Here is a 26,169-nt window from a genome sequence, read left to right as displayed (position 1 = left end):
ATGACCTCACTGACCCTCGTCGACCTGGCCTGGACACCCCTGGGCCAGAACCACTGCCATCACCAGTTCCAACTGCGTGAGGCCAACCTGCGGGTGGCGGCGGGTGAGTTCGTCGGCCTGATCGGCCCCAACGGCAGTGGCAAGACCAGCCTGCTCAAGTGTGCCTATCGCTTCAGCCGGCCGGAGAGCGGCGAGGTCCTGCTCGAACACCAGAACGTCTGGAAACAGTCACCCCGCTGGTGCGCCCAGCGCATCGCCGTGGTGCTCCAGGAGTTCCCCGATGCCTTTGGCCTGAGCGTCGAAGAAGTGGTTGCCATGGGCCGCACCCCCCACAAGAAGCTGTTCGACGGTGACAGCGAATTGGACCGCCAACTGATTCGCCAATGCCTGGAGTCGGTCGGCCTATTGGGCTTCGAAGACCATGAGTTCGCCACCCTGTCCGGGGGCGAAAAACAGCGAGTGATCCTCGCCCGTGCCCTGGCCCAGCAACCCCGACTGCTGATCCTCGATGAGCCGACCAATCACCTCGATCCGCGTTACCAACTGGAGCTGCTAACCCTGGTCAAGCGCCTGAAGATCGGCACCCTGGCGAGCATCCACGATCTCAATCTGGCAGCGGCGTTCTGCGACCGATTGTATGTGATCAACCACGGTCGTATCGTCGCCAGCGGCACGCCCGAAGACGTGCTGACCGAGGATCTGTTGCGCAGCGTGTTCGGCGTCGAGGCCCTGATCGATAGTCACCCCCTGCGCGGCTACCCACGAATCACCTGGATAACCCAACCATGAAGTTATGGCCTCTGGCGCTTTGCCTCGGTTCCCTGCTCGCTTCCATGACCACCCTGGCCGAGTCCAGCCACTACCCATTGACCCTCCAGAGCTGCAACCGCGAAGTGACCTTCAACGAGGCGCCGAAACACGCGGTCAGCCATGACATCAATATGACGCAGATGATGCTCGCCCTCGGCCTCAAGGCGCGGATGGCCGGCTACAGCGGAGTCAGCGGCTGGAAAGCGCTGCCCCCGCAAATGGCCACGAGCCTCGACGGCCTGCCGGAACTGGCGGCCAAGTACCCGTCCGTGGAGACCCTGCTCAACGCCAACGTCGACTTCTTCTTCGCCGGCTGGAACTACGGCATGCGCGTCGGCGGCGACCTCACACCGCAGACCCTGGCGCCGCTGGGCATCAATGTCTACGAGTTGACCGAGTCCTGTGCCTTCATGATGAAGCGCCCAAGTGCCAGCCTCGACGACACCTATAACGACCTGCGTAACCTGGGCGAGATATTCGACGTCCAGGACCGCGCCGAAACCCTGATCAGCCAGATGCGGGCCAGGGTCGCGGCGGTGCGCAAGAACCTGCCCGCCGAGCGCCCACGGGTGTTTCTCTACGACAGCGGCGAAGACCGCGCCATGACCTCCGGCCGCCTGGCTATGCCCCAGGCGCTGATCGAGACCGCGGGAGGGCGCAATGTGCTGGAGGATGTCGACGCCAGCTGGACCCGGGTCAACTGGGAAAGCGTGGTCGAGAAGAACCCGCAGGTGATCGTCATCGTCGACTACGGCGAGGTCAGCGCCGAGCAGAAACGACACTTTCTGGAAACCCATCCGGCCTTGCAGTCGGTGGATGCAATTCGCCACAAGCGCTTTATCGTCATTCCCTATGTCGAGGCGACACCGGGGATCGATAACGTCAAAGCCATCGAAACTCTTGCCAAGGGTTTCCACTCACAATGATGAGCCACCGCTACCCCCTGCTGTTGCTCGCGCTGGGTACACTGTTGCTGGTGTCCTGCGTGGTATCGCTGGGCTTCGGCCCCGCGCAAGTGCCAGTGGAGGTGGTGTGGCGGATCCTGCTGTACAAACTGCTGGGCACGGGCACGGTCGACTGGAGCGCCGGGCAGGAGCATATTGTCTGGCTGATCCGTATCCCGCGCCTGCTGCTCGGCACCCTGGTCGGCGCCGGGCTGGCCTTGATCGGCGCGGTGCTGCAAGCCGTTACCCGCAACCCGCTGGCCGACCCGCACCTGCTGGGCGTGACCTCGGGCGCTACCCTCGGCGCGGTGATCGTGGTGCTGCATGTCGGTGAAATCGTCGGCCTGCTGACCTTACCCATCGCCGCTTTTCTCGGCGCCTTAGGCAGCATGCTGGCGGTGCTCGCCATTGCCAGCCGACGAGGCCGACTGGACAGCGACCGCTTGCTGCTGTGCGGCGTGGCGGTGTCCTTCGTGATGATGGCGATCGCCAATCTGCTGCTGTTTCTCGGCGACCACCGGGCCAGTTCCGCTGTGCTGTTCTGGATGCTCGGCGGACTGGGTCTGGCCCGCTGGGAACTGCTGCCGATTCCGACGGTGATCGTGCTGCTGGGGCTGTTCCTGCTGGTCAGCATGGCCCGTTCGCTGAATGCGCTGATGGCCGGCGAGCAGACCGCCGTGACCCTTGGCCTGAACGTGCGCAATGTACGTTTGAGGGTCTTCCTGATCGCCTCGCTGATGACCGGCGTGCTGGTTGCTATCAGCGGCTCCATCGGTTTTGTCGGGTTGATGGTGCCGCACATCGCACGACGCCTTGTCGGTGCCGAGCATCGACGGCTGCTGCCGGTGTCGGCGCTGTTAGGCAGCGTGTTCCTGGTTTGGGTCGATGTCGCGGCGCGGACCCTGATCGCGCCAGAAGACTTGCCGATCGGCGTGGCGACGGCGGCCATTGGCGGCTTGTTTTTTATCGGACTGATGCGCCGCCGCTAAGCGCCACACCCCCGCGACTGCGGCCCCCGACGAGCCCACCTCGGCCACCAAGGTAGCGGAAAAATAGGGCAACCGAGCGCGCGCAGGCTGTTAGGATCTAACCCGTAGCGTTCTGACGATAATCGCAAGCCATGAATCTACCCGGCGAAAAAGACCAACCGCTGATGTTCACCGTTGCGCTGGTCACCGTCCATCAACCGATTGCCTGAGGCCCTTCATGTCCTACGTTATCCGCGACGCCCGGCAGGCCGACCTGCCGGCCATTCGCGACATCTACAACGACGCGGTGGTCAACACCACCGCGATCTGGAACGAACAACCGGTCGACCTGGACAATCGCCAGGCCTGGTTCAGCGCCCGCCAGGCCCAGGCCTATCCGATCCTGGTGGTCGTCGATGCCACCAACGGTGTGCTCGGCTATGCCTCCTACGGTGACTGGCGGCCCTTCGAGGGCTTCCGTCACACCGTCGAGCATTCGGTGTACGTGCGCAACGACCAGCGTGGCAACGGTCTTGGCCCACAATTGATGGCAGCGCTGATCGAGCGCGCCAGGGATGACGGCAAGCACATCATGGTCGCCGCGATCGAAAGCGGTAACGCCGCCTCTATTCGCTTGCATGCACGCCTGGGCTTTACGAGCACCGGACAAATGCCTCAGGTGGGCGTCAAGTTTGGTCGCTGGCTCGACCTGACCTTCATGCAACTCTGCCTGAATCCGGGCACGGAACCGCCCGTCGCCAACATGGACTGATCCGCCAATGAACGCCGCCCAACCGCGACGCGTCAATAAACAGATCCAGCCCGGCGAGATCGAACGATCCAGGTCGGTTCTCACTGCTGTTGTTGCGAAACCGCCGATGTCGACTTCAAGGACGGGCGACAGCTACCATCGGGTCACCCGTCGCTTGTTCAGTCTTGCAGATCGGAAAGCATGGTTTTCGACGCAGGTAATATGCTCAATTGCTGCAAACTGTCGTTGATCGCGCCGAGCAAGCCGAGATCCTGTGCTGTCGCCTTCTTGTCGACTGCTCGCCGCAAGGCCAGCAGAAAGCTCAATTTGCCGAATGCGATATCATCCGACGTATCGCCTTTATCGATGAGGTTCTGCGCCGCCTCATTGATGGTCGCGTCAATATAAATTGAAAAATCTGAACGAGTCATGATTCACACCCCTCTCATTGATAGTTTGTGTACTGGTAAACCTACAGTCAAACGCTGCGAGGGAGCTGCCAAGCTCTTTTACCAGACTCGTTACTTTTAAAAAAAACGACCTGGCCCGTATAAGTGCCCGCTACCTTATCGAGGATGGTGTTCATCTTCGAGCTGGGATTGGGTTGGTGGCGACTATTGACCCTGCTCTTACTGAATTTCGCAACTACCGCCAGTTCAGGCTGCAAGACTTCTCTGTCACCGCTCGCATCGGTGATCGTGATAACACCCATGACATAGCTCCTTTGAATACAAACGTGATGAAACAAACTGCACTCAACAGCACATTAAGCCTTCGAAAGATCAGCCGTCTACTGTCAGAAATGACAGGTACAAACGAGTCGGAGCACTTGAAAGGTGAGCGTCAAGTTCGGCTGCCGGCTCGACCTGACCGTCATGCAACTCTGCCTGAATCCGGGCACGGAACCGCCCGCCGCCAACACGGAATGATCCGCCGATGAGTACCACCCAACTGCGTCGCGTCAATAACGAAAGCTTTGCGCATTACCGTCAAGGTTTGATCGAGCTATTGCTCGATGCCGTGGGGCACGGCGCCAGCGTGGGATTCATGGCCGATCTCGACGCTCTCCAGGCGCACGTCTACTTCGACAGCGTGCAGGCTGCCCTGCGGGATGGCAGCCTGTTGCTCTGGGTGGTGGTGCGTAACAAACAGGTACAGGCCAGCGTGCAACTGAGCCTGTGCCTAAAGCCCAACGGGTTGAACCGGGCCGAGGTACAGAAACTGCTGGTGCGCAGCGAGGCGCGTCGCCATGGCCTCGGCCAGCAACTGATGCAGGCCCTGGAGCAGGCGGCAAGGCAACATAAGCGCGGCCTGCTGTACCTCGATACCCAAACCGGTTCCGACGCCGAGGCGTTCTACAGCGCACTGGGCTACAGCCGCGTCGGTGAACTGCCAAACTACTGCACGACACCGGACGGGCGCCATCAGGCGACCACTATTTACTACAAGACACTAGAATGATTCATGGCCAATACCCGACCCCATCTACCCCAGATCGAATTGTCGAAGCCACCTTCGGCGCGCTCAAGGCAGATCGAGGCCGATGGGGTGAAGGTATTCCCTGGTTCCAGCCGCAGGCAGGGCAGCGATTAGCGGCTAAGATGCAACACGCCCAGCCTCTTTTGCACTGTTCATCAAGGTATCGGTCATGCGCTTGTCTGATTTTATCGTGCAACACGTTGACACACTCGTCGATGACTGGGAGCAGTTTGCCAAAACCCTGACGCCCGCAGCAGACAGCATGGGGCGGATCGCCTTGCGCGATCACGCCAAATCAATCCTGCTGGCGGCCGCGCGGGATATGCAGACCACCCAAAGCACCCGTGAACAAACCGCCAAGGCCAAGGGTGAAGGTCCGGAGAACAGTCCCAGCCTCGATATCGCCGCCGCCAGCCACGGCGAACTACGGCATAACGTCGGTTTCGACCTGGTGCAGATGACGTCTGAGTTCCGTCACCTGCGTGCCTGTGTGATCCATCGCTGGGGCGGCAGTCTGTCTGCGCCGGACCTGACCTACCTCCAGGACATGATTCGCTTCAACGAAGCCATCGACGAAGCCCTGGCCGAGTCAACTGCCGCCTATGCCGAACAGGTCAACCGCTCGCGGGACATCTTCCTGGCCATTCTCGGTCACGACCTGCGTGCACCGTTGCAGGCGGTGGCCATGTCCACGGAAATGCTAGTACGCAAGATCCCGCTCAATGAGCTGGCCATGGGCTATGTGAAAAACATCAAGCGCAGCGCCCATCATATGGGCACCATGGTCAACGACTTGCTGGAATTGGTGCGCAGCCGCCTGGGCAGTCCGTTGCCGATAGATCCCGCGCCGATGGACCTGGTGAGCGCGGCCAAAGCCGCACTCAACGAAGCCTGGGCCGGACAGCCGGACTGTCGTCCGAGCCTCAAGGTCAAAGGCAATGTACATGGAGTCTGGGATCGGGGCAGGATCGAACAGATGCTGCAGAACCTGATCGGCAATGCCCTCCAGCACGGCGCCAGCCAGCGCAAGGTGACCTTGACCCTGATCGGTGATGACGACAGCGTCAGCTTGTCCATACACAACTTCGGCCTGCCGATTCCCGCCCAAGCCCTGGCGACGATCTTCGATCCGCTGGTGCGCAACGCCGCAGAGGAACTCGGGCAAACGGGCGCCTCGACCAGCCTGGGCCTGGGCTTGTTTATCGTCAAGGAAGTGGTGAGCGCCCATCGGGGCAGTATCGAGGTCAGCTCCAGCGAGGAAGAGGGCACACGATTCAGGATCGTGCTACCGCGAGTATCACGTGCCGTATCCTAAGCGAGCGTCGGGCTTGTGGCGTCGATACGGGCCAGCGCAGATGCATTTCGTACAGAGATCACACGAGCCACTAGGCCTCGACCAGACGCTCCAGGCGCTGTCGGAGCATGCGGTTTTCCGCACGCAGCTCGCGGACCTCGCCCAGCAGTTCCAGGGCCAGGGCGACGCCTTGCCATTCCAACTCAAGATCGCGGCGCAGTTTCGCCGCACGCCGGGCAATGATCAGCTCATGCTCAAGAAAGCGCCAGGCCTGCGGTGAGCGGCCCTGAGGTTCAAGAATACCGTGTTCGACGATTTCGATCACATACGCCGCCGATAGCTCGGACGCCTCGCAGAAGGCTTGCATATCCAGTTGAACGTTCAGGGCAGGGCTCATGATCAGCTACTCCATTGTTCTCTCGGGTCGAATGCCGCCTTCTTCGCCAGTTCCCGCCACAAGGCTTTTACGGCATCGTCGCTCTGTTTGGGCATGACCGTCTTGAGTTGCACGAACAGATAACCCCGCTGGCCGGCCTTGTTCAGCAGGCCATGGCCCTTGGCGCGCAGGCGCTGGCCGTTCTGGCTGCCCTGCGGGATCTTCAGGTTGATCTTGCCGGTCAGGGTCGGCACCGCCACTTCGGTTCCCAGTGCCAGCTCCCACGGTGCCAACGGCAAGGTGATGATCAGGTTCTCACCTTCGACATCGAATTTCGGGTGGGGAGTGAAGCGAATGGTCAAGTATAGGTCGCCATTGACCCCACCACCGAGTCCCGGCGCGCCCTGCCCCTTGAGGCGGATACGCTCGCCATCGGTCACGCCCGCCGGAATCTTCACGTTCAGGCTCTTGCTGCTGTTGCTCACATGCTGGCCAGCCGCGTTGTACTGCGGCACCTGGAAGGTGACCTTTTTCGACTCGTTGGTCAGGCTCTCTTCCAGGAAGATCGGTAGTTCCATTTCCACGTCTTGCCCTCGACGACCGGCGCTGCGGCCCGATTGTCCGCTACTGAAACCGGCACCGCGCGAGCCGAAGATCGTACTGAAGAAGTCCGAGAAGTCACCACCACCCGCACCGCCGCCAAAGCCGCCACTCGCGCCACGCCCCTGCCAGCCCGGTGGCCCCTGGAACGGCTGGCCATGCTGGCCGTATTTGCGCAAATCGTCGTACTCGGCGCGCTTGTCGGCGCTTTTCAGCGCTTCATAGGCTTCGGAAGCATCCTTGAATTTCGCCTCGGCGTCCTTTTCCTTACTGACATCCGGGTGGTACTTGCGCGCCAACTTGCGGTATGCGGCCTTGATGGTCTTGTCATCCGCCGTCGGCTCAACATCCAGGATCTTGTAATAATCTTTGAAGTCCATCTAAGGATCACCCTGCGTTATCGATATCGCGCCGCCCGGCAGCACACAGCATGCGCTTTTCGGCGCAGCAAGGATTGACCGATCTCAAGACTGTGACTGGGCGGTGCGTTAAAAGTTTATCGGCCGTGCGGGCGATTTCCGCTCATCGCCGTGACACAAGTCGAACCAATGACAGCAAGTTTGGGGGTGATGGTTCGTCTTTCAAGTCGGCAACGCACGATTTAGCGGATAGTCGGCCTTCGATTCCGCGCTCGACTGACATACACTGCGCGGCCGTTTTTAACCGGAGCTCGAACGACATGAAAAACGCCTCTGCGGCCCGTGCCTGCGGTATCGACTTCGGCACCTCCAATTCCACTGTCGGCTGGCTGCGCCCCGGGATGGAAACGCTTATCGCGCTGGAGGATGATAACGTCACCCTGCCTTCGGTGGTCTTTTTCAATATCGAGGAACGCCGCCCGGTCTACGGACGGCTGGCGCTGCACGAGTACCTGGAAGGCTACGAGGGCCGGCTGATGCGCTCGCTCAAGAGCCTGCTGGGGTCCAAGCTGATCAAGCATGACACCAGCGTGCTGGGCACCGCCCTGCCTTTCAAGGACCTGCTCGGGTTGTTTATCGGCCAATTGAAAAGTCGCCTGGAAACAACTGCCGGTCGTGAGTTCGAACACGTGGTGCTGGGCCGTCCGGTATTTTTCGTCGACGAGGACCCGGTCGCCGATCAGGAGGCCGAAGATACCCTGGTGGAAGTGGCGAAGAAGATTGGCTTCAAGGACGTGTCCTTTCAGTACGAACCGATTGCGGCGGCCTTCGACTACGAGTCGACCATCGAGCGCGAGGAGCTGGTATTGATCGTCGATATCGGCGGCGGAACCTCCGACTTCTCGCTGGTGCGCCTGTCGCCGGAACGCCGTCGCCTGGATAATCGCCACGACGATATCCTCGCCACCGGTGGCGTGCATGTCGGCGGGACCGACTTCGACAAACAACTGAGCCTGCAAGGCGTGATGCCGCTGTTCGGCTATGGCAGCCGGATGAAAAGCGGTGCCTACATGCCCACCAGTCACCACATGAACCTGGCGACCTGGCACACCATCAACTCGGTGTACTCGCAGAAGTCCCAGTTGGCCCTGGGTAGCATGCGCTACGACATAGAGGACACCGGCGGCATCGACCGCCTCTTCAAGCTGATAGAGCAACGCGCCGGGCACTGGCTGGCGATGGAAGTGGAGGAAACCAAGATCCAACTGACCCGCGCCGAAAACCGCCACGTAGCGCTGGATCGTATCGAACCGGGGTTGAGCGTGGAGCTGAGTCAGGCAGTGTTCGAATCGGCCATCGGCAACCTGCTGGAGCGTATTGGCAACAGTGTCACTCGTTTGCTCGATGATGCCGGCGTGAGCGTCGAACAGGTCGATACGGTGTTCTTCACCGGCGGCTCGAGCGGGATTCCGGCACTGCGCCAGAGCATCTCGGCCATGCTGGCAAATGCCCGGCATGTGGAAGGCAATATCTTCGGCAGTATCGGCAGCGGCCTGGCGATCGACGCACGCAAGCGTTACGGCTGACCATCGCGCGTTATCGTTCTTCGCCGGCCAGCCTGCGCTTGCCAGGCGAGGCCAAAGTTCATGCGGGGCTCAGGCGTGGACTCAGACCAGCTCGACCAACCTCAACTCGCTCTTGAGATACGCATAATAAATCGGCCCCGCCACTACCCCCGGCAGGCCGAACGCGGCCTCGAACACCAGCATTGCCAAGAGCAACTCCCACGACTTGGCACGGATCTGCCCACCGACGATCCGCGCATTGAGGAAGTACTCCAGCTTGTGGATAAACATCAGGTAACCCAGCGCTGCCACCGCCACCCAGATCGACAGCGACAGGCCGACGATAGTGATCAGGGTGTTGGACATCAGGTTCCCGATCACCGGCAACAGCCCCAGCAGGAAGGTCAGCACGATCAGGGTCTTGGTCAGCGGCAGCTTGATCCCGCACAGCGGCAGGACCACTGCCAGGAAGATCGCGGTGAAGAAGGTATTAAGTGCGGAAATTTTGATCTGCGCAAAGACAATATTGCGAAACGCCTGCACCAGCAGGCGCAGGCGGTCGAACAGGGCGGCGGCCAAGGGTTTACGCTGGCTGACATCCGAGACGTGCTGCAGGGCCACGATAGCTCCCAACACCATGCCGATCAGCAGGGTCACGAACATATGCGCCGCGTCCTTGCCCACCAGTTGCAATTCGCTCAGGTGCTTGCTCAGCCATTGCCCGATAGCCACTTGGAATTCCGCGGCGCTGGCCGGCAGGTAGGCGTCGATGACCGGAGGCAACTGCCCACGAGCCTTGTCCACCACGAGCATGAACTTACCCAGAGAGGCACCGGGATTTTCCGCCTCATGCAACAGAAAACTAATGGCCCCGGCAAAGATCAGGCTCAACACACTGACGATCAACGTTCCCAGCAAGGCCACCGCCAGCCAACGCGCGCGCCGTCCGGCAATCAGGTGCTCAAGCTTGGGAGTGAGCATATTGACCAGTTCGAACACCAGCAGGCCGGCCAGCAGGCTCGGTAGCAACTTCAACGGCAATACCAGCAGCAACCCACCGAAGACGATGATCAAACTGGCCAAGACTACGTAACGCTGGGAAAACGCTGACATACAGCCTCAAAACAAAATGCAGCCAAAGGATAAGCAGTCTGCCAGCGTTCCACCGGCAGAACTAGGGGGGCGACGGACGCACCGTGGAAGGAGTCGCGGAGCGTCAAAGACCGATAGTAACCAAACGCCACTATCGCGCCGGATCATAACCAAAGAGACAGCCCGCAGTGCGGCAATTTCCTGGCTCGACGGGAAATACCTCAAAGTCTCCAGGCGCCGACCTCACCGGGCCGGATCACTTGTTCTTGAGGCAGGTGCTCATGAAGGCCTTGCGTTCATCGCCCTTGAGCGCCTTGGCGGTCGCATCGCTATTGCAGGTTTTCATCTTGTCCTGCTGGGTAGCGGGCTTGGCGGCTTTCAGGCAGTTGCTCATGAAGGTCTTGCGCTCATCGCCCTTGAGCGCCTTAGCAGTGGCGTCGGCGTTACAAGACTTCATCTTATCCTGCTGGGCCTGTTGCGCGGCGGTGGCAGCAAAACCCTGGGAACACAAAAGCAGGCCTACCATCAACAAAAGAATACGCAGTGTCTTCATGGAGTTTTCTCCTTGTTACCGCGCCGATAGGCACGGTCTCTGAAGCAGTGTAGACAAACACGGTTACATCTCCATCCGCAGCTCTGTGCGAAAGGTTTTCGGGCGAAAGCCAGGTATGTCGCTGGGGCACGACCTGGCCGCCTGGCTCAAACTCCGCATAGCGACAGTAGATCGAGGCCGAGGGCTGCCCAGCAATTGGCCCAGTGCTACAGCCCCGCCTCCTTCAGGCGCCGGGCATGCTCGACAAACAGGCGGATCGGCGCGGCGCCCTTGCCCACCAAGCCCAATGACTGGTTGACGATATCGAAATGGTCGAGGGGATAGTCATCGCCAATCACCGTTCCCAAGTGCGAGCTGTAGCGCCCGACCATGCCATCGCACTGCCCTGCTTCGCGGATAAAGGTCCTGGCGAACAACCGGCAACTGCGGTTCGTGCCGTCGAACAGGTTGCGCCCACGATCGGTAATGCCCGGTTGCAAGGTGCCGGACCAGGAATAATAACGTACTCCATTGACCGACTCAGGCCCTTGTCCGCCCCAGATATCCGGTAATCCTTGCGGGTATTGCCGATTGAACAGTGCCACACCGTCGCTGGTCAATGACTGATGGGACGCGACCAGGTCCATTGGCAGGCGCGGCCCGCGGTAGCCGGTTTCCAACCAGGTCATGATCCGTGCGACGGCGCAAAATACCAGGGTCAGCAGGCGCCCCCGAATGCTCGTCGGTCGATAGTGTCGCTGAAAATGATCGGCCAGTTCCGAGCCATGATTGGGACCCGCCACCGAGGTCACGGACGCCACCCACTCGGGCCGTCTGGCTGCCGCATAACGGGCGGTCAGCGAGCCTTGGCTGTGGCCGATCAGGTTGACCTTGTCGGCCCCCGTCTCGCGGCGAATTTGCTCGATCCGCAACAGCAACTGCTCGCCGCGCACTTCGTTGGAGTGCAATGGCGACACCAGGACAGCGAACACCTGCGCACCGCCGCCGCGCAACGCGGGGGCAATGCCGTACCAATAGGGAAACCACACCAGACGGACAAACCCGAGCATACCCGGCACCAATATCAACGGATAACGCGTGGCAAGTTCCTGCGACATCGATGATTACCATGACGATAGAAGAAGTGGAGGCTGGCTTCGACGAGCCAGTCAGACCCCCAGCATTGGCATTGAAGATGACAGCGACGCGACACCGCTGTTTATTTCAACCCCAGCGCGCCCACCACGATCAGGCTTATCGCAATCGGCGTGAGCGCCGCCAGGATTTCCCCAATAGCCAATTGGATAAAACTTTTTCCCTCAGTCGGGACTCACAACCAGGTAGCGACCTCGCCGACAGAGCGAGGTACCTAACCAGATTAGTCAGGAGATCGAGATGAGCGACATGCACCTGTCCGATGTAACCACTCTTCGCGAGCGCGCCCGTAAGAATGTCGAAAACGGAGCGGTCACCGAAGGCTACAACGCAGACCGCGACGAGATCCTGCGGCTGCTCAATGAATCACTGGCCACCGAGCTGGTCTGTACCCTGCGCTACAAACGCCACTACTTCATGGCCACCGGCCTCAAGGCCAGCGTCGCCGCCGACGAATTTCTCGAACACGCCAACCAGGAACTGGCTCATGCCGACCGCCTGGCCGAACGCATCGTACAACTGGGTGGCGAGCCGGAGTTCAATCCGGATCTGCTGTCCCAGCACTCCCATGCCCAATACGTGGCCGGCAAGACCCTCAAGGAAATGGTCTATGAAGACCTGGTGGCCGAGCGGATCGCGGTGGACAGCTACCGCGAGATCATCCAATTCATCGGTGACCAGGACCCGACCACGCGGCGGATCTTCGAGGACATCCTCGCCCAGGAAGAAGAACATGCCGATGACATGGCGGATATCCTGAAGGACCTTTGACACACCCTGTGGGAGCTCGATCTGGGCGGCATCGCGACGAAAAACGGTGGCGCCAGACCTGAAAAACGCGGTATTCCATTCGCGGGCAAACCCACTCCCACAAGCCTCGGCAGGTTGAGGCAACCCCTCAATGGCTGACGGTCTTGGGCGCCTTGCCCGACTGCATCTGCTCCAACAACGGCGCACACTGGTTGGGCACATCGCCACTCGGCGCCACCAGCGCCAGCAGCCCCGCCGCCGGACCGGCGATCACCCCCAGGGCAACCATGCCCGCGCCCCGCAACAACAGGGGTACCGCCTGCACACCGGCATCGGGTTTGATGAACTTGCCGCGCACATATAAAGGCGAACGCAAGGACAACAAGCGTAAGCCCTTGGACTCGGGGCTGATCTTCAGGTCCAGTTGCTCATCGGCGAAATTGGCCGTGCCATCGATATAGATGATCGCGTTCTCGGTATCGAAGACAAACAGCCGGGTAGTCGCCAAGCCGCCCTTGATCCCCAGGTCCGCAGCCGCACAGTTGATCTTGACCTCCTTGTCGCCGAAGATCTTGCCAACCACGTAGTTGCCGACATTAAGCCCGGCGATCTCCATCAGCCCCCGGCTAATCGCACCATCGTTGACCAACATTTTCAGCTCGCCATTGGAGGTGCCCAGTAGCTCGGCCACCGAATTGCCGGTGCCACTGATGTCCGCATCGCCGTTGAGCTCGCCAAAACTGGTCTTCATTGGCTCGAAGGTCGGGAACAACTGCTTGAGCTTGAAGTTGCGCGCGGTCAACCTGGCCCGGCCCTGCATCGGCGCTGTACGGCCATTGAGGCGGATTTGCGCATCGAGCTTGCCGCCCGCCACACCGAACCGCAGGGGCTCCAGGCTCAGTTCGCCGTCAGTCAGCACTAAGTGGGTGTAAAGATCAGTGAAGGGCAACTCCGCGCTGTGGACAATACGTTTGCCGGTGAACGCCACATCGGCATCCATATCACGCCAGCGCTCGGTACGAAACACTTCTACTGGCAGGGCCTTGTCCGCGGGCTGGCGACTTTCGCCGCCACGGGCTTTCTGCTTGGCATTGGAGTCCGCGCCGATCAGCGGAGCCAGATCGGTCATCAGCAGTTGGTTGGATACCAGCATCCCACTAAGCTTGGGACGCGGCTGACTGGCGACATAAGCCAGGTCGCCATGAATGTCGCTGCTGCCGATCTTGCCGTTGAATTTCTCGTAGGTGAAGGTCGCCCCTGTCGGCTCATGGAGTCGGGCAATCAGATGGCCATCAGTTTCATAAGCCGGTGAGTCCGGCAAGGTCACCCCGGTCAGCGGATAGAGATTGCCCAGGCTGTTACCGGCCAGTGTCAGGCGCAGGTCCAGGGCGCCCAGATTGCGCGGGTCGGTCAGGGTGCCGGCAACGGCAATGCGGGTATCGGCGATTTTTACGTCAGCCTGCACCGGGAAGGGCCTGGTTGCGTCCTGCAACGCCAACAGGCCGCCGATTTTGCCGGAGCCTGCGAGGTTCTGGCCATGGTACTGGCCCTTGACCTTCAGCGCGAATGCATAATCCAGCGGCGTAGCGCCCTTTTCCATGGCCTTCTTCGCCACGCTGTCGCCAACGATATCGCTGAATGGAACAGGCTTGCCCAACGGATCGATCAGCAGGTCAAGCCGGGTGTCCAGGCTTTGGTCATCCAGGCTCACATGCCCCTTGTCAAAGCCGATGGCGCCGATATCCACCCTCCAGTCGGACGGTGGCTCATTCGGATCCGTGGGGTCGAACTGGAAGGTCCAATTGGCGCGACCATCGGCCAGGCGCTCAAGACTGGCATTTGGCGCGGTCAGGTCAATCCGCGGAATCGCCAGTTGGCGCGTCAGCAGCAACAATGGCGCAAACCGCAACTCGACGCGCTTGAGTTCGACCATCTGCCGGTTCTTCGACCAATCCGGATTGCCCAGTGTGAGCTCTTCGGCAATCACATGGGGCCAGGGCAGCCAAGCCCGCCAGCCGCCCTCATCCGGCTCACGTTGCCAGCGCACTGCCAGATTGCCATTGATAGCAAATGGCCTATGCAAAATAGTGGAAACCTTGGCATTGATCAGCGGCTTGACCCGGTTCCAGTCGAAGAACGCGATGATCGCCACCAGCACCGCCAGCAGCAGGACAAGGCTGGCGCTGGTCCAGGCGAGGATTTTTCGAGTGTGCGTCATTGCACGGGGCTCCTAATGACAACTGAACGTCCAAAAAAGCGATGCACAATACCTTTACGACTGACGAACACCCGCCAAGGTTTAATGCAAAAGGCCATTAATCGACAAATTCGGAGTCACCGAAACTGCCTGGCAAGGCAAATTTTCCCCGTAAATACCCTCTCACGACCTAGGTGTGGGTAGAAAATACCCAATACAAAACACAGGGTAACGCTCGGAAAGCCCCGATCTAGAGGGGTCGGGGTAGAACAATCAATTCCGTTGATTATTACCATTGTCTTTATGAACTTTCATATCGATTTTGCAAGAGTAGCATTGGCTTCGTACCCACTTTATAGCTTTCTCACGGAGCAACCGATCATGAAACGCCAATTCCTACTCAGCCTTACCCTTGCCGTCCTCGCTGCCAACGCCTATGCCTTGCCGGCCCGCGAACAAGCCACGCCACAAGCTCAAAGCAGCCACGGCACTGTCAGCCAGTCGCTCAACACCCTGGCTGCCGATGGTTCGGCACGGACTCCGCAGGACCGCTTCCAGGCTTCCGACGACACCTCCGACCGGGCTCCACAAATCCGTTCCCTGGCCGCCGATGGCAGTGACCGCACCCCACAAAACCAGAAAGGTCAGACCCTGGCCGCCGATGGTTCGGCACGGACTCCACAAGGTCGTCTGCAGGCTTCGGACGACACCTCCGACCGGGCCCCACAAATCCGTTCCCTGGCCGCCGATGGCAGTGACCGGACCCCGCAAAACCAGAAAGGCCAAACGCTCGCCGAAGGTGGTAATGATCGCCTGAGAGACAAGGGCCTGATCGTCGAAGGCGGTGCCGATCGCCTGGCCGAACGTCATCAGTCCTTGAGCTAAACCCATGCTGGCCTGGAACAAAGCCCGATCTCCTGGATCGGGCTTTGGCATTTCTGGAACCCCGCCTCATCGCATCACGCGCTTGTTGCTCCACCGCATTCGACGCAGGCAAAGCTGATTTGCTAGAGTGCTGCGCTCTTGTCCTGCGGAAAAACCCCTCTCTCGATGCTGCCTCGCGCCGAACAGAAACAACAAACCCGACATGCCCTGATGGACGCCGCGCGCCAACTGATGGAGGGTGGACGCGGGTTTGGTGGCCTCAGCCTGAGGGAAGTGGCGAAAACCGCCGGCATCGTGCCGACCGGCTTCTACCGACATTTCGACGATATGGACCAGCTCGGGCTGGCGCTGGTCTGCGAAGTCGGCCAGACCTTCCGGGAAACCATCCGCCTGGTTCGCCACAACGAATTCATCATGGGCGGAATCATTGATGCCTCGATAAGGATCTTCCTCGATGTCGTGGCGATGAACCGTTCACAATTCCTGTTTCTCGCTCGCGAGCAGTACGGCGGCTCATTGCGGGTACGCCAGGCCATCGCCACCTTGCGCGAACACATCAGCTCCGATCTGGCCGCCGACCTGACCCTGATGCCCAAGTTGCGGCACTTGGATGCTCCCGGCCTGGCGGTGATAGCCGACCTGGTCGTCAAGAGCGTGTTCGCCACCTTGCCGGAAATCATCGACCCGCCGCTCGAACCGCTGCCCGAACACCTGACGCCGCAAGCCAAGATTACCCAGCAATTGCGCTTCATCTTTATCGGCTTGAAACACTGGCAGGGACTCGGCAGCACCGAGTAATCCAGCACAAGACGCGGTGCATCACCGGTAAACCGGGCTTTCAACACCGCGTGGGCGAGCGCAGCTACATTTCGGACAGAGCCTGACACGCCGCGCAACGTTCCTACCTGTATTTCTATTTGGAACCGAGCCACTGCAATCGCCACTCAGTCTTCTGAGGGCTGCCCACTGTCACGTCGGCGGTTTGTACTTCTCAACGATAGGACGAGACCATGACGTCGATCAATTCGCTTATCCGTACCATTGCACTCGAGTTGCCGCCCAGCACACAGCACCTTACGCCTTCAAACACTCAATCAGGCGCTGGTACTGGTACTGGCAATTCGCCGATTTCCTTTCACTCGCACATGCAAAACTCGCCGGTCAATTTCGGCAGCCATCACAATTTCCTACAACAACCGCATAACAACGCCATGGCGGGCCCAGACAATCAGAGTGATCCCCTGACGCAATTGATGACGCTGATTCAGGACATGCTTCAGCGATTGAGCACGTTGATGAAAGGCCAATCGGACGCCTCCGACGAGCCGTCGAACAGCGCAGTGACCGGTGGTGGAAAGGGTAATGGCGCCTCGGGGCACTCCCCTATCGACAGCCAGTCACACCCGACTGGCGCGCCTCAGAATCACCCAGGCGGTCCGGGCAGCCCAGCGAATGGCAATTTCTCCGAGCACTCACTGGGCAACCAATTGAGTGTGCAGAAATCCGCGGAAGACAAAATTGGCATGGCCCACGATCCAGAACGTGGCAATGTGATCAAGGTTGACTTCAATAAAGGCCATTATACCGAGCACTCCACCAGCCCCCGCGCCGAAATCAAGGACGGCACCAAGCTTCAGGAAGGGCAGCCATACAGCTTCAAGTTCGGCATGAAGCGTGAGTCTAACAATGATGGCACTTTCTTTCAGGTACTCGACCACAACAACGCCAAACCCAGCCCGCGCGCTTGGTTGACTACCAAGAATGGCCAATACCAGTTGCATCTGAAGACCAGCCAAGACAGCAACGCACCGTCGAAAGTGTTCAACATCGGCAAGCCAGGAGATGCGGCAAAAGATGTCGGCAAGTGGGCAGACTTTCAGATCGACTTCAAACGCGGCATTGGCAATGGGGAAATCTCGGTGACGAAGAACGGCGAGAACGTCTTCGACAAGAAAGGCATCTCCACCATGTTCGATACCCACAGTAGCGATTCGTATGCCAAATTCGGCCAGTATCGCAACGAAGGCGATCACAAACCGGCAACGAGCCTGTTTTCGGGTTTCAGTGTGGCAAAAGGATAAAGACGTATTGGGACAGTACCACATCGCTTGAGCTCATATCCGACCGACGCTGCGCTCGCCCAGGCAGCATCGAGGGTCGACCTGGCCTTGCTTCGAACACAGTTCGTACACGGCCAGGGGGCTTCGCGGACGACCGAGGTGTAGTGGCTTGTACGGTTTAGGCGCTGTCACGGGTAAGCTCGTGCGCCATGACGCAAGCAACGGCCTATCTGACACAACAGCGGCCTGCCTGTTACCATGTCGCACAAACGCCCTTGCTCTGACGACGCCAGACGATGCCCGATGTTTCCAGCTCCACCTCCCAATCTGCACTGACTGCCCTGTCCGACGCACTGCAACAGCACTTTCGTCAGGTGATCGTGCCTCTGTGGCAGGGCCCTGGCTGGAATGGCGAGTTGGCGTTGCCCTATGAAGCGTTGGACGCCACGGGGCAACCGTTGCCGGTGCGGCGTTATCGCGCCATGGCTTGCGCACGTCAGCTATACCTGTTCTCCAGCCTGATCGGCGACAGCGCCTTCCCCGACGCCGCCGGTCGCGCCGCCGCGCTGTTGCGCTCCCTGCAGCGGTATTTCCATGATGCCGAGCATGGCGGCTGGTTCTACAGTATCGATCCGCAAGGCGCGCCGCTGGACGCTCGCAAGGACCTCTACACCCACGCGTTCATTCTCTTCGCCTGCGCCCACTACTGGGCCAAAGTTCGCGAGCCAGAGGTGGCGTCGGTGCTCGACGCCGCCCTGGACGCGATCGCCGTGCGTTTCGCCAGCGGTGACGGATTGTATGAGGCGAGCCTGGACCGCGACTGGGCTCCCCTGGGCAGTGGACCGTTGCAGAACCCGCTGATGCACCTGGCCGAGGCATTTCTAGCCACGCTATCGGCACGCGACGATGCCCGCGTGCAACACGATCTGATCACCTTGACCAGTGCCCTGCAAAAAAACTTTATCGATCACCAACACGACGTGATGCTGGAAAAACCGTTGGGCGCCGTGGATAACTGGTTCGAGCCCGGCCATCAGTTCGAATGGTTGTTCCTCCTGGAGTCCTCGCCACTGATGCGCGGGACAGCCCTGCATGCCACCATGCAGCGCGGCTTCGAATATGCCGAGCGCACGGGTGTCGATCCACGGACCGGCGCGGTCAGCGCCATGCTCGCCATCGACGGCAGCGCGCATGACCGCACCCAGAGGATCTGGGCCCAAGCCGAATACCTGCGCGCTCTGACCATGCGTGTGGATAACTCGGTACGCCTGCGGCGTCAGCTCCAGAGCCTGCAACAACGCTTCATGCACGAGGGTGGCTGGCATGAGTGCCTGGACGCCACGGGCGTGGTCAGCCGCGAGGACATGCCGTCGACCACGCCTTATCATCTGGCGACTTGCCTGTACGGCCTGGCAGACTATCTGCGCTGATTGCCACAGGTCCAGTGATCAGCTCTTGTCGCGCTCGATGGCAAACCCGGCCCAGGTCTGGCTCACCGGCATCAGCTCCAGGCTGTTGATATTGATGTGGGCCGGCGTGTTAAGTACCCAGAAGAGGGTGTCGGCGATATCCTTCGGTTGAATCGGTTCGGCCCCGGCGTAGGTCGCATCATACCGCGCCTGATCACCGCCGAAGCGCACCAGCGAGAACTCACTTTCACACAACCCCGGCTCGATATTGGTCACTCGCACGCCCGCGCCCCGCAGGTCGCAACGCAGGTTCAGAGAAAACTGTTTGACGAAGGCCTTGCTCGCACCATACACATGGCTGCCCGGATAGGGATAGTTGCCGGCAACCGACCCCAGATTGATGATCCCGGCGCCACGACCATGGGCGATCAGCCGCGGCAACAGCAGGCGGGTGCTGTACATCAGGCCCTTGATATTGGTGTCGACCATGGTGTCCCAGTCGTCCAGGTCGCACTGGGGTGCCGGCTCCACGCCAAGAGCCAGACCGGCGTTGTTGATCAGCCCGCGCAGCTTGCTGAAACTCGGCGGCAGGTTGGCGATTGCAGTTTCCATAGCCCTGCGGTCACGCACGTCAAGCACCAGGCCGTGTACTTCGGTCTGCCGGGAAAGCTCGGCGCATAGAGCGTTGAGGCGCTCTTCGCGACGGCCGGTCAGCACCAACTTCCAGCCGGCCTCGGCAAAACGACGGGCACAAGCCTCGCCAAAACCTGAAGTGGCGCCCGTAATGAACAACGTGGATGTCATAGTGTTCTCCTTGCTCGACGCGGTTACAGCCGCAAGTAAATTCGTTTGTTGCCCAGCATGCCCGGCCTAAGAAAGGCCGGCAACTGTGTGCGTTGTCGACATTGACGCCGCCGCGCCTGTACAAAAAACACTCAATCACCATCAAGACAGACGGGCCGGGCCTTCGCGTCCGGTGTGCGCACCTTATCCACAGTCTCGTCCACAGTCTCTGGGGGCAAGTCGAAAAGCGTTGAACCCCCTGTCCACAAGGCTCGCAGCTTTGTTTCAAAAGTTTTTCGCTTGACCCCGGACAACCTCGTATGCACTGCTCGCCGGAGCAGCTCATCCAGCCGACTTCATAGAGATGGCTCCAGGCCAGCAACTACGCTGCTCACGGCGGTCTTTCCAGAGTTTGCCCACAGAGTTATCCACAGGTTTGTCTGGGGTTTTCGATACTGACTCAACCGTAACAAATCTGTTGACAAATACCTTGAAGACTTGCGGAGAAATCACTGATCAAAAAACACACAACACGCTACAAGCCACGATTTCAAAGGCCTGCAGCGAGCTACTCCCATGTTACCCACAGCCACCTCCACAGCAAACGGGGACAACTCAAACCTGTGACAAAACAACTATTTGCGACGATTTTATGTCGCGTTTCAGGAGGTTTCCAATTGGGTTGTCCACAATTTCGCGCCGCCGCCATGGATATGAAAAACGCCCCGGATCCAAGGATCGCGAGGCGTTTCGGGTTTTCATCGTTGCAGCGCAAAACAGGCCAATCAATGCCCGCCCAGATAAGCGTTACGCACCTCCTCGTTGACCAACAGCTCCTGGCCGCTGCCACTGAGGCGGATCTGCCCGTTGACCATCACATACGCCCGATCCGACAGCTTGAGGGCATGGTTGGCATTCTGCTCCACCAGGAAGATGGTCATGCCGGTCTTGGCCAATTCTCGTAGGGTGGCGAAGATCTGCTTCACCACGATCGGCGCCAGGCCCAGACTCGGCTCATCAAGCAACAGCAGTTTCGGCCGGCTCATCAGCGCACGGGCGATGGCGAGCATTTGCTGCTCGCCGCCGGACATGGTCATGGCCCGCTGGGTGCGCCGCTCTTCGAGACGCGGAAACAATTGGAACATGCGCTGCATGTCTTGCTTGGCGTACTGATCGCCAATCGGGATGGTGCCCATCAGCAGGTTCTCTTCCACGCTCATATCGGGAAACACCCGCCGGCCTTCCGGTGACTGGGCAATGCCGTGGGAGGCAATGTAGTGCGAAGACTTGTGGGTGATGTCCACGCCCTGGTAGATGATCTGCCCGTCCGCCGCCCGCGGCTGGCCGAAGATCGACATCAGCAACGTCGATTTACCGGCACCGTTGGAGCCTATCAGGCTGACCGTCTCGCCTTCGTTGATGTGCAGCGAGACTTTCTTCAGGGCCTGGATCGGCCCGTAGAACACATCGAGATCCTTCAATTCGAGGATGGGTTGGCTCATAGCACCACTTCCTCTTCATCGGCGCCCAGATAGGCCGCAATCACTTTCGGGTCATTGCGGATGGCATCGGGCCCGCCCTGCGCAATGACGATGCCGTGGTCCAACACCACGATGTGGTCGGAAATGCTCATTACCATGCCCATGTCGTGTTCGATCAGCACCACGGTCAGATCGTGCTCGTCGCGCAGCAGCCGGATCATCGCGCTCAGCGCTTCGGTTTCTTGAGGGTTGAGGCCGGCGGCCGGTTCGTCGAGGCAGATGATCTGTGGCCGGGTACACATGGCTCGGGCGATTTCCAGACGGCGTTGCTGACCGTAGGACAGCTCGCCCGCCAGACGGTTGGCGCACTCCGCCAGGTCGACCACTTCCAACCAGTAGAACGCCGTATCCAGAGCATCGCTCTCGGCCTTGCGGTAACCCTGGGTGTTGAGGATGCCCGCCAGCATGTTGCGGTTGACCCACATGTGCTGGGCCACCAGCAGATTTTCCAACACCGACATTTCCTTGAACAGGCGAATGTTCTGGAAGGTCCGCGCCAGACCGGCACGGTTCACCAAGTGGGTACCACCGAACATCTTGTAGTACAGGCGCCTGAGGAAGGCTTTCGGCGAGACGAAATCGAGCGGTTGGAACGATTCGCCCAATAACTGAATAACGTTGGTTTGCTCGCCCCGGACATTGAGTTCGATCTTGCCGCCAGAGGCCTTGTAGAACCCGGTCAGGCAGTTGAACACTGTGGTCTTGCCGGCTCCATTGGGGCCGATCAGGGCAAAGATCGAGTTGCGCTGGACTTTGAGGCTGACATCGCTCAATGCCTTGATGCCGCCGAAGTGCATCATCAGTTTCTCGACCGAGAGGACGACTTCGCTCATGGCGCTACTCCTTTACGCGGGGTCACCCCGGTACGGCTGATCCGAATCAGGCCGCGCGGGCGCCAGATCATCATCAACACCATCAACACGCCGAACAACAGCACACGGTATTCCGCGAAACCACGCAACAGCTCCGGGGCCACCGTCAGCACAAAGGCCGCAATCACCACGCCGATGGTCGAGCCCATGCCGCCGAGGACCACGATGGCAAGGATCAGTGCCGATTCGAAGAATGTGAACGAGGTCGGGTTGACGAAGCCTTGGTAAGTGGCAAAGAACACCCCCGCCAGACCGGCCGTCGAGGCGCCAATGGTGAACGCCGACAGCTTGACCAGTACGTGATTGAGACCCATCGAGCGGCAGGCGATCTCGTCTTCGCGCAGGGCTTCCCAGGCACGCCCGACCGGCATCTTGACCAGGCGATGCTTGATGTACAGCACCGCCAGCACCACCAGGAACAGCACCGCGTAGATGAAGTAGTACTTCACGTCCGGATTGTAGGCAATGCCGAAAAACTCATGGAACGGGACACCGCCATCCTTGGCCCGTTTGCCCAACTCGAGACCGAAGAAGGTGGGCAGCGGCGCGGGCATGCCGTTCGGGCCACCGGTCAGCGACAGCCAATTGTTGAGTATCAAGCGGATAATCTCGCCGAAACCCAGGGTCACAATGGCCAGGTAGTCGCCGTGCAGACGCAATACCGGGAAGCCGAGGATGCAACCGGCCAATGCGGCGGCGATCGCGGCCAGCGGCAATACCGTCCAGAAACCCAGCCCCAGGTATTGATAACCCAGTGCCAGTCCGTAGGCACCGATGGCGTAGAACGCCACATAACCGAGGTCGAGCAAACCCGCGAGGCCCACCACGATGTTCAGTCCCAGTCCCAGCAGCACGTAGATCAAGCCGAGAATGACCACGCCCAGCAGGTAGGAGTTGGAGAAGAACGGGAACACCACGGCGATGACTATCACCAGGGGGACCATCCAGCGCAGGCGCGACTTGTAGTCCGGCGCCAGCACATGCACGCCCGAGCCGCTGCTTTCGAAACCGGCGAGAATGCGCAATCCCTTGGGCGTCTGCAGGAACAGGCTCAAGGCAAAGCGGCCCAGCATGACGATAGCGACAATCCAGGCCACCCGAGTGGCCTCGAGGTTGAAACCGTAGCCGTCGAGGACCACGCCGACAATCGGGCCGAACACAATCAGGGCGACCAGACCGGCCAGGATCGCGTCAGTCAGGCTTCTTTTGAGATCAATGGTTTTTTTAGTGCTTGAAGACATCGCTTATACCTTCGACACAAGAGGACGGCCGAGCAGGCCTTGGGGCCGAAAGACCAGGACGAGAACGAGCAGCGAAAAGCTGAAGACGTCCTTGTAGTCCGAGTTGACCAAGCCGGAGAACAGCGACTCGGAGATCCCCAGGATCACCCCGCCAAGCATCGCGCCCGGCAGCGAGCCGATCCCGCCGAGTACCGCAGCGGTAAACGCCTTGATGCCGATGACGAAGCCGGCGTAGAAATCGAAGGTGCCGTAGTTCAGGGTGATCAGCACCCCGGCCAAGGCGGCCATCGCCGCGCCGATGACGAATACATAGGAGATCACACGATCGGTGTTGATCCCCAAAATCGAGGCCATCTTGCGGTCTTGCTGGGTGGCGCGGCACATGCGGCCAAGCTTGGTGTATTTGATGACGTAGGTCAGCAGGCCCATGCCAAAAAAAGCGGCGATCAGGATAAAGACCTTGGTGTAGGTCAGTTGCACGAAGCCGGTGCCGATGTCGATGCGCCAGGCGCCGGTGAGCAGCGTCGGAACCCCTTGCTGTTTCGGGCCCTGGGCGATCTGTGCGTAGTTCTGCAGGATCAGCGAAATACCGATGGCGCTGATCAGCGGGGCCAGGCGGGTAGAGTTGCGCAGCGGTTTGTAGGCGATGCGCTCGATGGTCCAGCCATACACGCCGGTGACGACGATGGTGAAGATCAAGGTACCGAGCATCAGCAGCGGGAAGGATTCAATCCCGAAGTAAGCCAGCAGAGCCAGACTGATTGCCGCGAGGTAGGCGGAAATCATATAAACCTCGCCATGGGCGAAGTTGATCATGCCGATGATGCCATAGACCATTGTGTAGCCGATAGCGATCAGGCCATAGACCGACCCGAGGGTCAGACCGTTAACCAGTTGCTGCAGGAAAATACCATCCATAACGCAATCTCACGCATTTGGAGAGACTGTACAGAAGCGCATCGCGACGGACCGGGGTTCAACCGCCGCCGCGGTACAGCCATGTGCAGTTCTACGAGAAAAGACAGGTACTGCTACTGCACGGACACGCATGACGACCGACCAGTGTCCAAAAGTGCTGGCCGGTTCGGGCTTTCATGTCACTTCTGTTTTTCCAACTGATGGTATTTGCCGCTCGCGTCCCACTGGTAAACCACGTAGTCGGAGACCTTCAGGTCGCCCTTGCCATCCCAGGCCTTCTCACCCATCACGGTCTTGACTGGATTGGCCTTCAACCATTTGGCCGCGTCTTCGCCCTTGTTCGATTTGGCGCCGTTGAAGCCGGCAGCCAGTGTCTGAATCGAAGCATAGGCGTACAGCGTGTAACCTTCAGGCTCGGTACCGGCCTTGCGAAATTGCTCAACGACCGCCTTGCTGTCGGGCAACAGGCGTGGGTCGGCACCGAAGGTCATCAGCACACCGTCGACGTATTGCGGGCCACCGGCGGTAGTCACCAGCTCGTCGGTCACAATACCGTCATCGGACATGAACTTGACGTTCTTCAGGCCTTCGGTGCGCAGTTGCTTGACCAGGGGGCCGGCTTCCGGATGTAAGCCACCGAAGTAGACCACGTCGGCACCGGCCGCACGAATCTTGGTGACCAGGGCGCTGAAGTCCTTCTCGCCACGGGTCAGACCCTCGTAGATCACCGGGGTCACGCCGCGCTTGATCAATTGAGCCTTGGTGGCATCGGCCAGACCTTGGCCATAGGTGTCCTTGTCATGGATGACCGCGACTTTCTTGCCCTTGAGTATATCGACGATGTAGTCACCGGCGACGATACCCTGCTGGTCGTCACGCCCACACATACGAAACATAGCCGACAGGCCGCGCTCGGTCACTTGCGGGTTGGTGGAGCCCGGAGTAATGGCAATGATGCCAGCCTCGTCGTAGATTTCCGACGCTGGGATAGTCGAAGAAGAGCAGAAATGCCCGACAACGCCGGCCACCTTCTGATTGCTCAAATTCTTGGCGACCGTCACTGCCTGTTTCGGTTCGCAAGCGTCATCGCCCTTGACCAGCACGATTTTCTCGCCGTTGACGCCGCCAGCCGCGTTGATCACATCGGCCGCCGCTTGTGCACCTTTCATGTACTGCTCGCCAAATGCGGCGTTGGCACCGGTCATAGGCCCCGCTACGCCGATCTTCAGATCCGCCCGAGCAAACGCAGAAACACCCAACGCAGCAGCCACTGCGAGGGCTACAAAGCCTTTCTTGTAAAACGTCTGGGACATGAGGTGGTGCTCCGATTTTTTTAGATTGGCACTGCGACTTCACTGAACGCTCAGAGCAAGGGGCGTGCCATAGGTTTTTTGTTCTGCAAAAAGTCCCTGTCTTATTGTTTTATGGTCTGTTTCGGGCGCTTTTTACCGGTACGTGCAACCGTCTAAACCGCTGAAGGTGAAACCTTTTTTTAAAAAGGTGCAACTTCAAAGTGCCACTACTGCAACCACGCAACTGAAAAGGCGTGCAACCGCCCTGTAACAACGCGTGTCACCGAACTGCACAT

At 59.7% G+C, this 26,169-nt stretch carries 26 protein-coding genes; 12 read left to right on the top strand and 14 right to left on the bottom strand.

The window, feature by feature from the left end; all coding sequences use genetic code 11:
- The 4 genes from BMX68_RS10910 (at position 1) to BMX68_RS10895 (ending at position 3,494) form a co-directional block, all read left to right on the top strand.
- Positions 1-789 carry an ABC transporter ATP-binding protein gene (locus tag BMX68_RS10910; protein ID WP_017130206.1) on the top strand — a complete coding sequence of 263 codons (789 nt, stop codon included), beginning with the start codon at positions 1-3 and terminating at the stop codon, positions 787-789.
- Positions 786-1,736: an ABC transporter substrate-binding protein gene (locus tag BMX68_RS10905; RefSeq protein ID WP_017130207.1), complete on the top strand. Its 951-nt coding sequence runs from the start codon at positions 786-788 to the stop codon at positions 1,734-1,736. Before BMX68_RS10910 ends, BMX68_RS10905 begins: the two co-directional genes overlap by 4 nt.
- Entirely contained in the window at positions 1,733-2,743 is a 1,011-nt protein-coding gene (locus tag BMX68_RS10900; RefSeq protein ID WP_026012990.1) for a FecCD family ABC transporter permease, read from the top strand. Before BMX68_RS10905 ends, BMX68_RS10900 begins: the two co-directional genes overlap by 4 nt.
- A 217-nt stretch (positions 2,744-2,960) precedes the next feature.
- Positions 2,961-3,494 (top strand): GNAT family N-acetyltransferase, encoded by a 534-nt coding sequence (locus BMX68_RS10895; RefSeq protein ID WP_017130209.1) that lies wholly within the window; start codon positions 2,961-2,963, stop codon positions 3,492-3,494.
- Between the two features lie 158 nt (positions 3,495-3,652).
- Here the strand turns inward: BMX68_RS10895 and BMX68_RS10890 are convergent, their stop codons facing one another.
- Entirely contained in the window at positions 3,653-3,904 is a 252-nt protein-coding gene (locus BMX68_RS10890) for a hypothetical protein (protein ID WP_017130210.1), read from the bottom strand.
- A 47-nt stretch (positions 3,905-3,951) separates the two neighbouring features.
- Positions 3,952-4,185 (bottom strand): hypothetical protein, encoded by a 234-nt coding sequence (locus BMX68_RS10885; RefSeq protein WP_017130211.1) that lies wholly within the window; start codon positions 4,183-4,185, stop codon positions 3,952-3,954.
- 224 nt (positions 4,186-4,409) lie between these two features.
- On the opposite strand from BMX68_RS10885, the gene BMX68_RS10880 reads away from it, so the two are divergent.
- Both BMX68_RS10880 and BMX68_RS10875 read left to right on the top strand, forming a co-directional pair.
- Entirely contained in the window at positions 4,410-4,934 is a 525-nt protein-coding gene (locus BMX68_RS10880) for a GNAT family N-acetyltransferase (RefSeq protein ID WP_017130213.1), read from the top strand.
- A gap of 187 nt (positions 4,935-5,121) precedes the next feature.
- Entirely contained in the window at positions 5,122-6,267 is a 1,146-nt protein-coding gene (locus BMX68_RS10875) for a sensor histidine kinase (protein WP_017130214.1), read from the top strand.
- A gap of 70 nt (positions 6,268-6,337) precedes the next feature.
- Here BMX68_RS10875 and BMX68_RS10870 read toward each other — a convergent pair whose 3' ends face one another.
- Together BMX68_RS10870 and BMX68_RS10865 are read right to left on the bottom strand one after the other, a co-directional pair.
- Positions 6,338-6,643 (bottom strand): chaperone modulator CbpM, encoded by a 306-nt coding sequence (locus BMX68_RS10870; RefSeq protein WP_017130215.1) that lies wholly within the window; start codon positions 6,641-6,643, stop codon positions 6,338-6,340.
- Between the two features lie 2 nt (positions 6,644-6,645).
- Complete coding sequence (locus tag BMX68_RS10865) at positions 6,646-7,602, bottom strand: DnaJ C-terminal domain-containing protein (RefSeq protein WP_017130216.1); 957 nt, start codon at positions 7,600-7,602, stop codon at positions 6,646-6,648.
- A 299-nt stretch (positions 7,603-7,901) separates the two neighbouring features.
- Between BMX68_RS10865 and BMX68_RS10860 the strand changes: the two genes are divergently transcribed.
- Positions 7,902-9,167 (top strand): Hsp70 family protein, encoded by a 1,266-nt coding sequence (locus BMX68_RS10860; protein ID WP_017130217.1) that lies wholly within the window; start codon positions 7,902-7,904, stop codon positions 9,165-9,167.
- A gap of 81 nt (positions 9,168-9,248) precedes the next feature.
- Here the strand turns inward: BMX68_RS10860 and BMX68_RS10855 are convergent, their stop codons facing one another.
- From BMX68_RS10855 to BMX68_RS10845, 3 genes are all read right to left on the bottom strand, one after another.
- Positions 9,249-10,259: an AI-2E family transporter gene (locus tag BMX68_RS10855; RefSeq protein WP_017130218.1), complete on the bottom strand. Its 1,011-nt coding sequence runs from the start codon at positions 10,257-10,259 to the stop codon at positions 9,249-9,251.
- A gap of 235 nt (positions 10,260-10,494) precedes the next feature.
- Positions 10,495-10,791 carry a PsiF family protein gene (locus BMX68_RS10850; RefSeq protein ID WP_017130219.1) on the bottom strand — a complete coding sequence of 99 codons (297 nt, stop codon included), beginning with the start codon at positions 10,789-10,791 and terminating at the stop codon, positions 10,495-10,497.
- Between the two features lie 206 nt (positions 10,792-10,997).
- Positions 10,998-11,888, bottom strand: coding sequence for an esterase/lipase family protein (locus BMX68_RS10845; RefSeq protein WP_017130220.1), 891 nt, complete (start codon positions 11,886-11,888; stop codon positions 10,998-11,000).
- Between the two features lie 277 nt (positions 11,889-12,165).
- Here BMX68_RS10845 and BMX68_RS10840 point away from each other — a divergent pair, with 277 nt between their 5' ends.
- Positions 12,166-12,696: a ferritin-like domain-containing protein gene (locus BMX68_RS10840; protein ID WP_017130221.1), complete on the top strand. Its 531-nt coding sequence runs from the start codon at positions 12,166-12,168 to the stop codon at positions 12,694-12,696.
- Between the two features lie 127 nt (positions 12,697-12,823).
- Here the strand turns inward: BMX68_RS10840 and BMX68_RS10835 are convergent, their stop codons facing one another.
- A complete protein-coding gene (locus tag BMX68_RS10835; RefSeq protein ID WP_017130222.1) occupies positions 12,824-14,893 on the bottom strand; it encodes an AsmA family protein in 2,070 nt (689 codons plus the stop codon).
- Positions 14,894-15,253: 360 nt separating this feature from the next.
- On the opposite strand from BMX68_RS10835, the gene BMX68_RS10830 reads away from it, so the two are divergent.
- From BMX68_RS10830 to BMX68_RS10815, 4 genes are all read left to right on the top strand, one after another.
- Positions 15,254-15,757: a hypothetical protein gene (locus tag BMX68_RS10830; protein ID WP_017130223.1), complete on the top strand. Its 504-nt coding sequence runs from the start codon at positions 15,254-15,256 to the stop codon at positions 15,755-15,757.
- A gap of 165 nt (positions 15,758-15,922) precedes the next feature.
- The gene (locus BMX68_RS10825) at positions 15,923-16,555 is read left to right on the top strand and encodes a TetR family transcriptional regulator (protein WP_017130224.1); all 633 of its coding nucleotides are present in this window, start codon (positions 15,923-15,925) and stop codon (positions 16,553-16,555) included.
- Positions 16,556-16,767: 212 nt separating this feature from the next.
- The gene (locus BMX68_RS10820; protein ID WP_081503006.1) at positions 16,768-17,838 is read left to right on the top strand and encodes a heparin lyase I family protein; all 1,071 of its coding nucleotides are present in this window, start codon (positions 16,768-16,770) and stop codon (positions 17,836-17,838) included.
- A 275-nt stretch (positions 17,839-18,113) separates the two neighbouring features.
- Positions 18,114-19,247 (top strand): AGE family epimerase/isomerase, encoded by a 1,134-nt coding sequence (locus tag BMX68_RS10815; RefSeq protein WP_017130226.1) that lies wholly within the window; start codon positions 18,114-18,116, stop codon positions 19,245-19,247.
- 18 nt (positions 19,248-19,265) lie between these two features.
- Here the strand turns inward: BMX68_RS10815 and BMX68_RS10810 are convergent, their stop codons facing one another.
- The 6 genes from BMX68_RS10810 to BMX68_RS10785 all read right to left on the bottom strand — a co-directional run bounded on the left by BMX68_RS10810 (position 19,266) and on the right by BMX68_RS10785 (position 25,894).
- Entirely contained in the window at positions 19,266-20,030 is a 765-nt protein-coding gene (locus BMX68_RS10810) for an SDR family oxidoreductase (RefSeq protein ID WP_017130227.1), read from the bottom strand.
- 764 nt (positions 20,031-20,794) lie between these two features.
- Positions 20,795-21,511, bottom strand: coding sequence for an ABC transporter ATP-binding protein (locus tag BMX68_RS10805; protein WP_017130228.1), 717 nt, complete (start codon positions 21,509-21,511; stop codon positions 20,795-20,797).
- On the bottom strand, positions 21,508-22,383 hold the full coding sequence (locus BMX68_RS10800) for an ABC transporter ATP-binding protein (protein ID WP_017130229.1): 876 nt from the start codon (positions 22,381-22,383) through the stop codon (positions 21,508-21,510). The genes BMX68_RS10805 and BMX68_RS10800 overlap by 4 nt, the downstream gene beginning before the upstream one ends.
- Positions 22,380-23,663, bottom strand: a complete 1,284-nt coding sequence (gene livM / locus BMX68_RS10795) for a high-affinity branched-chain amino acid ABC transporter permease LivM (RefSeq protein WP_017130230.1) — start codon at positions 23,661-23,663, stop codon at positions 22,380-22,382. The genes BMX68_RS10800 and livM overlap by 4 nt, the downstream gene beginning before the upstream one ends.
- A 3-nt stretch (positions 23,664-23,666) precedes the next feature.
- Positions 23,667-24,581, bottom strand: coding sequence for an ABC transporter permease subunit (locus tag BMX68_RS10790; RefSeq protein WP_017130231.1), 915 nt, complete (start codon positions 24,579-24,581; stop codon positions 23,667-23,669).
- Between the two features lie 179 nt (positions 24,582-24,760).
- Positions 24,761-25,894 (bottom strand): branched-chain amino acid ABC transporter substrate-binding protein, encoded by a 1,134-nt coding sequence (locus BMX68_RS10785; protein ID WP_017130232.1) that lies wholly within the window; start codon positions 25,892-25,894, stop codon positions 24,761-24,763.
- Positions 25,895-26,169: the final 275 nt, after the last annotated feature.

Origin of the sequence: Pseudomonas agarici, assembly GCF_900109755.1 — a bacterium.
Classification (GTDB): Bacteria; Pseudomonadota; Gammaproteobacteria; order Pseudomonadales; family Pseudomonadaceae; genus Aquipseudomonas; species Aquipseudomonas agarici.
This window is presented reverse-complemented; position numbering and strand designations above follow the sequence as displayed.